The following is a 12,030-nucleotide window of genomic DNA, read 5'->3' on the forward strand; positions in this document are numbered from 1 at the left end:
AACGCTCTTCTTGTCCTACTCGTCTACCGAATGATTGTGTTTCAGAATGCGCGTATAACGGTTGTCGTACTCTTTGGCAATCAGCGGCTGAGCGCTGAACGTGTAATAGTTGAGATTGCGCAGCAGGTAGATCAGCCGCGCTAGTGCAAACAGCAGCGTTATGAAAGCGGCGACGAAGAAGGAAAGGCCCTGCTCGCCCATGAACACCGACAGGATCGTGAACAGCGTGTTGAGCAGCAGGAATGCCGCCGACAGCAGCAATACGCCTTTGCGATCATCGAAATAGAGCAGAATGAGCGTGACGATCGTGAAAATAATATACGAATAAAAGCCCATAACCAAAATGTTATATACGTCGATCTGCGCCGAGGTGAAACCGATAAGCGGCAGGAAACGAATCCCCATCGCGATCGCCATGATCGAGAAGAACAGCTGCACCCCCATAATAATGGAAAGCTGCTGGGAGATGATCTGATAGATCGATTTTCTCGCCCCGTCGATCTCCGAGATCGACCCGCGCGACAGAATCGCCGAGTAGTACGACTTGAACCTTGGATAGAAGGCCGTCTCCAAACCGACTGCGAAGAGAATCAGCGTCGGCACTGCCGAAATAAAGCTATAGAACACGGCGATATCGTACTCCGGCGCCATCCGGAAATAGCCCGCCACCTTATGGCCGGCCGGGCCGAACCATTGAATGAACTGATGGGAGTAGAGGCCGAGTCCGTTGAGCGCCCCGATCGCGATCAGCGAAGGGTACTTCTTCAAGAAGGCGAAGAACGAGAAGCTCGGCATCGTCTTCTCCGTGCGGAAGAACCGTTCCACTTGATACATCAGCATCCCGGCCGTTACGGCGAACCCGAGATCGACCGCGAACAGAATTGCGCCGATATGCGGCTTCTCGTAGCCGAACAGCACGGCCAGCACGAGCAAAATCGAAATGACCGCTCCGATGGCGAACGCCCACCCGATCTTGCGGTAATCCTTCATCGCGGAAATAAAGATGTTCATGTTCCAAATCGTCAGCAGCAGCATGTATAGAAGGAACATGGCCAATTTGAGCGAGAACGGCAGCCCGAGGGTCATTAAGTAGATGATCGCGGGAATGCCCCCGACAATGTAATTAATGATGATGACGCCATAGAACGAAGACAGCAGCGCGTGAACATAGCCCATATAGATAAAATCGGACACGACTCGCGTCACGAACATGGACGTTAAATTCGCGATGATATAAGAAAACGTAAACGCGTAGACGACGGAGGCCAGGAATAGCTCACGGTCGACATAGGAGACGCCGAACTGAAGCAGCAGCACCTGAATGACCATGACGAGCAGGATACAGGCGAGCATCGGCCCGATCGTGACGACCGAGGAATACGTGAAAGCCTTCGCTTTATTGACTAATCCTTCTTTGTCGAATAGCTTCTTTAATTCAAACCCGATACCGGCCATTTTCGCTTCTCCCCGTGTGTGTGGTATAACGTTTTGTAATTGTCGATGAACGCCTCGTTCGTATATTGACTCCGTACGCGATTAAGTCCGTTCATCCCCATCTCGCGGCGCTGCCGCTCGCTGCGGCACATGGAGACGATCGCTTGTCCGACCTGCTCGTAATTCATGACTGGCACGACATAGCCCGCTGTGCCGAACTCGTCGTTCACGCCATAGAGCAGCTCCTTGCAGCTTCCTACGTCGGTCGTGACGAACGGTTTGCCCGCCGCCATGCCTTCCAGAACGGCCAGCGGCTGCCCTTCGCTAATGCTCGTGAGGACAAGAATATCCATCTTATTAATATAATCTTTGATATTGATGCTGCCAGTGAACACGACGTCCTGCAGTTGAAGCGACTCTACCAGCGCTTTGCATTCCTCGTAATACTCGAGATCTTCCTCGTAAGGGCCCATGATGAAGAACTTCGCATCCGGCACCTCGTATTTGACGATCTGGAAGCTTTGGATCATCGTCTTGATATCTTTGATCGGCACGACGCGCACCAGACCGCCGATCCAGACCGGTTCACCCTCCGGCTTGGCCGGAAGCCCTTGGAAATCTTCGACGCGCACGCCGTTCGGCATTATCCGGATTTTCTCCGCCTCGCACCCCAGCTCGATCTGAATCTCGCGATTCCGGTTGAACAGCGTAACGACCTCGTCCGCATACTGATACGCGCAGGAAGATAGCGTGTAGAAATATTCGATCCATACGTCCTTAAAGTAACCTTTGACCCAATCCGCCTTGATGATCTCTTCCTCCCGCTCCCGGGAGTAGATACCGTGCTCGGTTAGAATCATCGGCTTGTCGTACATGTATTTGCCTAAGCTCGCGATGACGCCTGCATAGCCGGTGGACACTGCATGGTACACGTCGGCCTCCGGGATCGTGCCGCTAATGGTCAACAGCAGCGGGAGAATCATCGAGCGCACCGTCCAGAACATCTCGTTAAATGGAATCTGCGCGTATTTCTCCGCGCATAGCTCGCTCATGATATCGAAGTAGTCCTTGCTCATCAGGAAGTTAGAAGCATTATCAAGCTTAGGATTGCGCAGCACGTCGAATATCGGCTTCCAATCGACGCCTTCGCCTCCCCCGATGAGCGTTTTCAACGCTTCCCGCTCCGTCTTCGTCAGGCGTACCCGGTGTCCCCACTCGCCCTCGACCCGCAAGTAATCATCCAGGAACACTTCCCGGACATCCACGATGTTCGCCGGCAGCTCGTACTTGAATTTGCCTTGCTGCTTCCGCTCCGCGGCGATGGCGTAAATGATGAATTCGTGCTCAGGCATGTTGCGCACAAGCGCGTGAATCCAGCTCGATACGCCCCCGGTAATATACGGATAAGAGCCTTCGGCTACCAAACAAATTCGCATCGGCTAGCCCTCCAATCCGATCGTAAATTTTGCGGCCCGCGCCTCGACAAGATACACGCCGTCGTCGATTCGCTGAACCTTGCAGTTCACTTCGTCGGTAATCGACTTCTCCGAACGAAGAATATAGTACAGCTTGCTGCCTTCTTTATAGTTGTTCACATACCCCTCGATGCCGTCCGCTGCATGCACGAAGTGAGGCTCGCTCAAGGTGAAACGCTCGACCTCAACGCTCGCTTCCGACGCCGTCATGCTGCGCAGCCAGCTGAACCGTCCAGTGATTTTGCTGATAAAGTCGTTGGTCATCTTGAACAATTGTTCCCAAGAAAACGGAAAGCTTCGTTCATGGTCCAAGATATCATCGGGATGGATGAAGTGCGAGAACACGCCGATCGAGGACGCCGTGTTAATGGCTGCCCAATCGTTAAATTCGTCTTGCTTGTAACCAGAGGTCACACGGGGCAGCTCCACGATCCCGTCCGAAGCCACGCCAAATTCCTGCACGTAACTCAAATTCAGCGGATCCTCTGCGTAGACAGCCGAGATAGATTGAAGCTCCGGCCAGCCTTTCTTGAGCGCCTCCCTGCCTTCGGCCGTCAGCGCGTTAGAAGGCGGCACATAATTATGCAGCCTATAGTTCGGGAACTTTGAATTGATAAAGGACTTGGCCGTCCGGACGGCTTCCTCCATATCCGAGACGGATTGCCAAGGTTTGTAACCAAACCCCGCGCTTATCCGGGGATCCATCGTCAACGATTGGTGGTTGTAACCATGTATACCAATCTCCCCGCCGCGTTTCAGCACTTCCAGGCCGAACGTCACGAGTGTCGTGCCATCGGAGTCCTTCGTATCGTCAAAAGGCGGTTTAACATTGTTGTTGTACGATTGAATGACGACCCCCGTATATTTCAAATCGCGGGCAGCTGCCATGCGAAGCATGTCGGGCCACCACACTTCCTTGAAAAAGCGCGGCATGTCCAACTTGTATTCCTCGAAAATATCCTTCGCCACACCTTGCGGCAGCGGGGCCGGGAAATCATCGATATACATCATTTTCGTATTAATGACGGGGTATATATCGTCATCATGCAGCATGTTAATCCCGCCGGCGAGAATGCCGCGGCTCATCTTCTCCTGAAGCATCGTCCCATTAAAGACAATGAACTTGCCTTTGCCTAAATCGGATTCCCACATCAGCGGCATTCCGTTCAAATCGACAGCATGAACGGTGCTCTCAGCCGATAGATGCACTTGGAGCGACGTATTCTCGATGGTGACTTTACTGAACTTATCGCCCGCGCTGTGGATCAGCACGTTCGTCTTCAACTCGATCCCTTCGGTAAGGTCGTAATCACCCAATTCATCGATGCCCAGCTTCCGGTACATGGAGTACAGCACATCGTCCACGGACGGCATCGCCGCGAACAGCACGCGGCCGCCCCTCTCGACGAAGTTGGGAAGCCAACCGGCGTTACGCATCTTCTTCAAATCGGAGAAGGCGATGATCACCGAGCTGTAGCCTGTCCCGTTCCCTTCGTACTCGGCCACGTCGACGACGTCATGCGCTTTCTTCATGTAGCCGAGCATATGCTCCGCGTTCCCCTCTACCCGCTTGCTGAACGTAACGGAAGGATCGTACAGCAGCAGCGTCTTGTCCTCGTCAAGCGCCGCGACTTGCTCAGCGGTCAGCGCATTCACCGTACCTTGGTTGCCGGTGAGTTCATGATCGTTCATCCGTCCCCCGAGCGACAGCATGGATTGCGACCGCGTGAATTCGAGAACGACCGTCAGAATAAGGACGAAGAGCAGAATGTAATAGACTTGTCGACTAAGTTTGAATTGTTTCACGATCAAGCACCTTTTGCTGACCAATATCGGATGACGTTCAATCCTTTATTGGACACACTTATTTTTGAAGCTTTCAGAGCTTCCAGCGTTTCCTCGAAAGGCTCTTTCAATTGCAGCGTATAATAGACGTCCAGCAAGACAAGGTAGGCGTCCTCGCTTGTCTCATACTGCTCAAGGAACCGCTTCGCATACCGAAGCGCCTCGTCGTAATGGCCGAGCGCCATCTGAGCGCGCACGACGTCTGCGTACAACGCCTCGCTCGCCGCCTCGGTTCGCAGCAGCTCCTTCAGCAAACGAACATAAGTCATCCTGTAGCCGGTCTGCGTCCGCTTGTCCATGAATCCGCTGTTCAAGTAGCGCTGGATCGCTTCGGCGTATGCCAGCTGCGTCGGCAGGTGCGTCTTATCCGCCTCATAGCGGACGGAATACTTCTGAATGTCCAGCAGCAGCTTCCGCTTAATCTCCATAACCGCGGTGACCGCATAATGTGATGTCTCCGTATCTTCGTTGCTCATGGCCTGCTCCAGCAGCGGAATCATCTTCTCGTCCATGTCTTCTTTCAACACGTCCAGCAGCAGTCTTCTTCGCGTCCCGGTCTCGTTCACGATGAGCGCCTCTTCCAATGGAAGAAGATTGACTTCGCGGCCGACATTGACGCGCTGGAAGATCCGATCGCTTGCCGCTCGCGCGTTCATTAACTCGCGGAACCGTTCCTCGTCGCTTGCCGCTTCTCCGCGCGCCGCGAAATCCTGAATGATCGCTAGCGGAAGACCGAACACCGGCAGACCGGCCACGAGCAGCACCGTGTACCTAAAGTCGCGAAGGCCGCGCTTGGCGCTCAGCAGCAGATAAATCAGCGCGAGGAGATAATAAGCGGCCAATCCCCACTCAACCATATACCTCATCCTCGCTTATCACTCGCGTTGCGATGCCGTTGTTGCGCAGGCGCTGGATCACCTTGCCCGCTTCGGCGACATTCGAATTGGACAGCAGCAGCACGAATTGGTCGCGGATCATGCCCAGGTAATCGGATTCCCGCAAAGACGGCGTAATCCGATCCGCCACGGATTTGGCCGGCATGTCCACGGAATCGAACCCGAGCAGCACGTATTCGGCGTTGTGTTGCTGTTTGGCTTGCGCCTTGGTCTCCAACAGCTGCAGGAACACATCGGCCTTGAGCACCGTGGTGTCGTCGATGTAACGGTCGCTGCGCGTAATGCCCACATATTTGAATGCGCGGGACAGCGAGCCCGAGATTAGCTCCACGCTCACGCGGAACAAATTCTCCGTATTCAAATTAAGCCGTTCGAACGCAAGATCGTGGACCGCGACGACCGCGACGATCTGCCCTTCGTGGAAAATCGGCGCCGCCATCATCGGCACGCCGGCCTCCATCGCTTTATTGACGAATAGCTTGCCGCCCTTGGCAATTTGCTGCAAATAGGAATGCTCGGACACGCGGATCGTCTTCGGCAGATCAAAGCCCGCATCGCTGGATTTGATCATAAGCCGCATATAATCCGTTTGGTTCATCGTATACACGGAGATGCGGCTGGTCTCGAGCAGCGACGTCAGCACGCCGACCGAGGAGGTCACGATCTCTTCGGGCTCCAGACTCTCCAGCTGCTTGATGATGCCGTGGATGCGTCCGATGCTGTCTTTGCTATTGATGAGCTGGCGCTGCAGCTCTTCCTTGACCTTCCGCGTGTCGCGATAGACTTCTTTCAAGAACTGGTATTGTTCTTCGGTCTTCTTAAGTTCCGCTTCGATCTTCTTGTTCTCGCGGCGATACTTATCCGACACGTAGCCGATGACAAGGCCAAAGAATAGATACATGGCGATGACGAACAGCGCTTCCGGATCGTACAGCAGCGAGAGCCAATCCCGGCCGTTATTCAAGCTCTCGTAATAATACAGACCGGATACGAGGAACGCGGAGAGCGCGGATTGCTTCGTGCCGTAGATGATGCCCAGGAGAATGACGTAGACCAATTTGAAGTCGACGCCGGTGTGGAGCAGAATGTCCGTCGCGTATAACGTCATGAACGCCAGCACCGCGAATGCCAGGATGTTCTCTACGAAAGGCTTGATGACCGCCCATTTCGACCGCCCCGACTCCCGCTTCTTCTTCTGGCCCGCCGGACGTTCGATCTGCTTAGAAGCCGTGAACCATTCGTAGGTCTGCCGCAGTCCTTCGTCCAAACTATGGATCGGGACCCAGTCCAGATCGCGCTTCACCCGCGTATTATCCAAGCTGGAACGATAGATATCTCCCTGGCGCGGTTCGAGATACTTGACCTGCGGCGCCTTCGTCATCTTGCCCAGCGCGTCGATCAGCTGGTTGACGCTCGTCTCCGTATTGGTCGACAAATTGTACACGCCCGTCACATCGGCATTGGCGCCGCGATAGATCGCATCCACCAGGTCTTTGACGAAAATGAAGTCGCGCGTCTGTCCGCCGTCCCCGAAGACGCTTAGTTCTCGCCCATCGCGCAGACATTCCATGAAGATCGAGACGACGCCGCCTTCGCCTACGCTGCCTTGACGAGGCCCGTAAACATTGGAGAAACGGAAACTCAGCGTATCCAGGCCGTAAAGTTCCTGCCACTTCTCGCAGTAATATTCGCCGAGCTGCTTGTTAATACCGTAAGGAGAGATGGGATTACCGGACAGATTTTCCGAAAGAGATACTTGGTCGTACGGACCGTAGACGGCTGCGGATGAGGCGAAAATGACTTTCCTCGCTCCGCTGTTCTTCGCGGCGCGAAGGATGTTCACAAGTCCCAGAATATTGGACTGCGTATCCAAATGAGGTTCATTGATCGAGGTAGAAACATCGACTTGCGCGGCCAGATGAACGACGATGTCCGGCGATATGCTCCGCAGCACGGCGTCGCATCGGCGGTCTTCGACATCGAGCTGATAGAACTTGTGCGGCACCGTCACGTTAGACCTTTGGCCGGAGATTAAATTGTCGATAATGTAGATCTTATGCCCTTCTTTGTGGAAGCGTTCGGCGACAAAAGAGCCGATGAACCCGCATCCACCCGTTATGACAACATTCACGATAAACCCTCCGCTCATTTAATAGAGATAGTATAACACAAGTCTCTTTACAAATTGTTCGTAATCTCACAATTTTCTGGGTCTACCGATCTATAAAATTTAGGTAAAGCCGACAGAATTCTAAGCGTAAACTGAGAATTCTTCAGCGTTCGTCATAGAATGCCATAATATCGCGATCTTGCTCTCAACCAAATGACTAAAGACCTACTCTCCGACGGTGTCCTTATGCCTTCACGCGAGCTTATCTTGCTCTCCCATTTAGCGTCAATTCCGGTTTCTTGCATTCGCGTTTCTTAGATGTCTGATCGTGCTGGAAACCGGGCCGAAAATAGACGGCTCTCCCAGCACGCACGCGACACCCGCGGAATATAAATATCTAGCATCTCGAAATCTAGCATCGGCATATTTCGTATAGAAGAGGACGTGACGCGATGAACGACCGGTTCCCTCCGTACTCCCCCACCATGAAGAAGAGCTCCGAGCAGCTGCACCGTTTCATCCGCAAGCTGCGCTACAAGCGACGCGAGAAGCTGCGCTTCCTGCTCGTCTACGACGTCGAGCGTAATGGCAGCCGCCTGAAGGCTCCCCCGAACAAAGGCGGATTTCGGGCCTCCTCGGGACCGGGCTGGTCTGCCCCCCATTCCGCCGGCTCTGCCTCGGAGGCCGGTGCGGTAGTGATGCAGCCGGTTGCCGCCCGCCTGGACAAATCCGTAACGCAAATCCAACTGCCGGCGAACCGCGGGCGCGCCGTTCATTTGCTCGGACGGAACGCGCAGGGCTACGCCGTCTTTATGGGAATTAACCAGGGAGGAGTCAAGGATCGCGACATTCGGCGAGTCAACGCGCAGTTTATCGACGTGGATTTAAACAAAATCGTGGAGACCTATCCGACGAAAGCCTTGCTCGACCGGCGGGTCCATGCCCTGAGATCGAACCCCGCCGAGCAGCTCCGGACGCTTGCGGTCAGCCGGGATTCACGCGGACAGTTCGTGTTGAAGGCCCAGCGGACCGACGCCCGCGTCGCCCAGCTGAAAGAACGCTTCTTGAAGAAATACGGGGGAATGCTGCGGCAAGCCATGATCGTGGAAACCAAGAACGGCTATCATGCGTATTGGCCCATCCAAGGCGGATCCATCGCCAAATTCGTGCCGATCCAAATCGCTTTGGCGAGCAAATTCAGCGCCGATCCGCACATTACCAATCTGTCCCGCGTGATGCGCGTGCCGGGCTTCTACCATATGAAGAACCCGGACCGCCCGTTCCTGGTCCGCGTCGTCCGCTGGGGGAGGAAGAAGCCATTCACGCAGAAGGAGCTGGTAGCACGCTTGGGACTAAGGGTGTAGCGGCAAGATGCACGACAGAGCAAAGAAAGACACCGCCCCCCGGTGTCTTTCTGTCTGACATGACCGATTATTCTACTCCCGAAAGGTTTAATCGGCTCTTATCCCATAGCTGCTCAATGTTTGGCAAAAGGGGCGAGTCCCCAGTCATTCGACACTGCCCGCACCATCCGCAGCCGTTCGAATGTTTGAATGGCCGCCCCGCCGTGTAAAGATAGGTACAGCCTTTACCATTCGAGAGGAGCGATTGACATGACCAATCATGACAACGGGCTTGGCGATAAAGTAAAAGGCAAAGTCTCGCAGTTCAAAGGCGAACTCAAGGATCAATGGGGCAATGCCACCGACAACGCGTCCTTGCAGGCCGAGGGCAAGCTGGACAAGCTGAAGGGCAAAGGCCAAGAGGCCATCGGCGAAGCGAAAGAAACGCTGTCGAAGTAGCGAGCCGCCCGGCGATCGCCAATGGTCGCTTTCTGACGCGAACTCATTCTACCCCATAGCAGCAGCATGTCCTGCATGCAGCCGGTTGGCGCATGCAGGAAGGGAAGGCGCCGCATCCGTGTACAACACGGGTACGGCGTTTTTTTTGGGAACATTTTCCCCTTTCTACCGTATGGTTAATTATGGGTTTCGAGGTTCGAGGAGGGCTGCTATGGTCACGGCGCGATTTTGGATGGTATTCGGCGCGATCCTTTGTGCCATTAACGGATATGAGTTCTTATCGGCTTGGAGCGGGGAATCGGATATTCTATACAGCAAGCTGTTTCTCTTTCTCGGCGGCGTTCTGCTGATCGTCATTCATTGGCTGGAGATCAAGCAATTAAAGAAGATGCGGACGGACTTGGAACGATGAAGAGCCGCTTACTTTGTTCATAAATAAAGCAAGGCGCTGAACGCCCCGTTTCGGGTCATTCAGCGCCTATTTCGTTTTGCTCGCCGCAATGGCTTATTCCTCTATACGGTAACCGCCATCTTGCTTCGCATCCTCGCTGTTATCGCGAATCGTCTTCTGCAGTACGAACGAGGACATCGTCAAGAACAGCGCCGTCACGGCATAGTAGCCTTTGACCGGCAGGTCCTGCTTCAGCGTGTAGATCCCGATGAACATCGCAAGCATCGCGCAGCCGAACGCCGCCCAAGCCATGAACGTGAAGGCCGCCGTGTTGCGCTTCTTGCCTTCCTCCGCATCCTCCATGTTATCGCGCACGACCTTCTGCAGCACGAACGCGGACATCGTCAGGAACAGAGCGGTAACGGCGTAATAGCCTTTGACGCTGAGCGCCTCGTCGAGCGTGTAAATGCCGACGAACATGCCGGCGAAGGCGCAGGCGAACGCGACGTAAGCCATAAAGGTAAATGCGGAAGTGTTGCGTTTGCGAGTGATGTTCATTGTATTGTCCTCCAATAATGGGTTGTGGTTGTGCTTCATATCCACATTATAGGAGGATGGTCGCAGGCCTCACAGTACCAACTTCATCTAGTACCTGGTCTTAGACCCAGCCTATGCTGCGCATCCTGCCGTCCGCTATCAACCGGCGATTCGTCTCGCCCTGCCTTCGCCTTGGGCCGGCTTCTTCCGGCCTGCGAGGAGGCGGCGGACCGAATAGGTCCCATCCCCGTTCAGCGCGAAGAACAGCGATACCGCGATCAGCATCAGGTCGAACTCATACCCGCCCATGAACGGCTTTTTGTAGCCCAGGGTGATCATCACGACGGTCATGATGACGACGAACGCCGCCCCAATTAGGCGCGAGCCGATCCCGATCGCCAGCAGGATGCCGCCGGCCACTTCCACGATCGCCACGATGTACGCCATGATTTCCGGCAGCGGAATGCCGAGGCTGCCGAAGAACCCTCCGGTCCCTTCGATCCCATTCTGAAATTTACTCATGCCGTGCGCGAGGAACGTAATCCCCAGCAGCACTCGCATCACCAGCATTCCGACGTCTGTCTGCACCTTGTTCACCATCATCCATCTCCCTCCAAGGTCGCGGTCTAAGCCGCAAGTATATAGTTCATTAACACTACACAATGTAGTGTATAATGACAAAAAAAGATTAGGAGCAGGCAAGTATAAACAATGCTCCTAATACAGCAATCACATGGACAGAAATCGCGGCCTGGACGAGCGGCACTTGGAGCTTGGCCCGGTCGCTCGGCTCGAGTAATTGGCGAATGCGCTGGTTGACGCCCGTGTCCGCGAACGAGACATGCGCCACCGCCGCGTACCCCGTTCTGCCGTAACGCAGCATCTTGACGAGCGCGCCTGACAACGACGCCGGCGTCCCTTGACGCTCGATCGCATAACGGTCGGCCAGAATTTCGCGGGTCAGCTTGTATCGCGCGTGACCCCATCTCAAGATCGGGATGTACCACAGTACCGCGCCGAAAAAATGCAGCAGGTACGTCTTAATCGGATCATGGTAACGCTGATGGAACCGTTCGTGGTGAATGACCGCCGCCAGCTCGCCGGCATCCAGGAGCTTCAGCAGCCCGGTGGACAGCACGATGAGCGGGCGACGGAATCCGAACGTGAACGCGATCGGTTCGTCGCAGCGCGCGACGATGATTTTGCCCGCGCCGCTGCCATACAGCCGGTTGTACTTGGCGCTTGCCCGCACGTCCATGGCCGCATACAGCTTCCGGCGCGTTCTGCGGGCGACAGCCAGCTCCCGGACGACCATCGCCAGCGCCATGACGAGCGTCGAGACGACGACGGCATCGAGCGAGTAGACGGCCAGCATGAAGCCGAACTTGCGCACGACGCTGCTGCATAGTTGGAACAAATTGAAGCGGAGCTCGAAGCCGATCGCAAGATGCAGCGCGTAGATCACCATCTGGGACAGCATTAGCGCCGCGGGCAGCGCGCACGTCCAAAATAAACGTTTCGAGTGTTTACTCCACATCGG

General features: G+C 54.8%; 11 protein-coding genes and 1 pseudogene. 3 read left to right on the top strand and 9 right to left on the bottom strand.

Going from position 1 to position 12,030, the window contains the following annotated elements; genetic code table 11:
* Positions 1-15 precede the first annotated feature (15 nt).
* From pelG to ACFFSY_RS08180, 5 genes are read right to left on the bottom strand one after another with little or no spacing between them, the layout of a single operon-like run.
* Complete coding sequence (pelG, locus tag ACFFSY_RS08160; protein WP_377492614.1) at positions 16-1,455, bottom strand: exopolysaccharide Pel transporter PelG; 1,440 nt, start codon at positions 1,453-1,455, stop codon at positions 16-18.
* Positions 1,431-2,870: a GT4 family glycosyltransferase PelF gene (gene pelF, locus ACFFSY_RS08165; protein WP_377492617.1), complete on the bottom strand. Its 1,440-nt coding sequence runs from the start codon at positions 2,868-2,870 to the stop codon at positions 1,431-1,433. Before pelF ends, pelG begins: the two co-directional genes overlap by 25 nt.
* A gap of 3 nt (positions 2,871-2,873) precedes the next feature.
* The gene (locus ACFFSY_RS08170) at positions 2,874-4,715 is read right to left on the bottom strand and encodes a DUF2194 domain-containing protein (RefSeq protein ID WP_377492620.1); all 1,842 of its coding nucleotides are present in this window, start codon (positions 4,713-4,715) and stop codon (positions 2,874-2,876) included.
* 2 nt (positions 4,716-4,717) lie between these two features.
* Positions 4,718-5,611 carry a hypothetical protein gene (locus ACFFSY_RS08175; protein WP_377492622.1) on the bottom strand — a complete coding sequence of 298 codons (894 nt, stop codon included), beginning with the start codon at positions 5,609-5,611 and terminating at the stop codon, positions 4,718-4,720.
* Entirely contained in the window at positions 5,604-7,781 is a 2,178-nt protein-coding gene (locus ACFFSY_RS08180; protein ID WP_377492625.1) for an NAD-dependent epimerase/dehydratase family protein, read from the bottom strand. Before ACFFSY_RS08180 ends, ACFFSY_RS08175 begins: the two co-directional genes overlap by 8 nt.
* 431 nt (positions 7,782-8,212) lie before the next feature.
* On the opposite strand from ACFFSY_RS08180, the gene ACFFSY_RS08185 reads away from it, so the two are divergent.
* From ACFFSY_RS08185 to ACFFSY_RS08195, 3 genes are all read left to right on the top strand, one after another.
* Entirely contained in the window at positions 8,213-9,124 is a 912-nt protein-coding gene (locus ACFFSY_RS08185) for a DNA-primase RepB domain-containing protein (RefSeq protein ID WP_377492628.1), read from the top strand.
* 249 nt (positions 9,125-9,373) lie between these two features.
* The gene (locus ACFFSY_RS08190; protein WP_377492631.1) at positions 9,374-9,562 is read left to right on the top strand and encodes a CsbD family protein; all 189 of its coding nucleotides are present in this window, start codon (positions 9,374-9,376) and stop codon (positions 9,560-9,562) included.
* A 211-nt stretch (positions 9,563-9,773) separates the two neighbouring features.
* A complete protein-coding gene (locus tag ACFFSY_RS08195; RefSeq protein ID WP_377492634.1) occupies positions 9,774-9,974 on the top strand; it encodes a hypothetical protein in 201 nt (66 codons plus the stop codon).
* A 93-nt stretch (positions 9,975-10,067) separates the two neighbouring features.
* On the opposite strand, the gene ACFFSY_RS08200 is transcribed toward ACFFSY_RS08195, so the two are convergent.
* The 4 genes and pseudogenes from ACFFSY_RS08200 to ACFFSY_RS08215 form a co-directional block, all read right to left on the bottom strand.
* Complete coding sequence (locus tag ACFFSY_RS08200; RefSeq protein ID WP_377492843.1) at positions 10,068-10,316, bottom strand: YiaA/YiaB family inner membrane protein; 249 nt, start codon at positions 10,314-10,316, stop codon at positions 10,068-10,070.
* Positions 10,290-10,511, bottom strand: a pseudogene (locus tag ACFFSY_RS08205) (YiaA/YiaB family inner membrane protein); the annotation flags it as partial. The pseudogene ACFFSY_RS08205 and the gene ACFFSY_RS08200, both read right to left, overlap by 27 nt.
* Before the next feature lie 138 nt (positions 10,512-10,649).
* Positions 10,650-11,093: a DoxX family protein gene (locus tag ACFFSY_RS08210; protein WP_377492637.1), complete on the bottom strand. Its 444-nt coding sequence runs from the start codon at positions 11,091-11,093 to the stop codon at positions 10,650-10,652.
* 85 nt (positions 11,094-11,178) lie between these two features.
* Positions 11,179-12,027, bottom strand: coding sequence for a M56 family metallopeptidase (locus ACFFSY_RS08215; protein ID WP_377492640.1), 849 nt, complete (start codon positions 12,025-12,027; stop codon positions 11,179-11,181).
* Between the last annotated feature and the right edge of the window lie 3 nt (positions 12,028-12,030).

Origin of the sequence: Paenibacillus aurantiacus, from assembly GCF_042431225.1 — a bacterium.
Classification (GTDB): Bacteria; Bacillota; Bacilli; order Paenibacillales; family Paenibacillaceae; genus Paenibacillus_Z; species Paenibacillus_Z aurantiacus.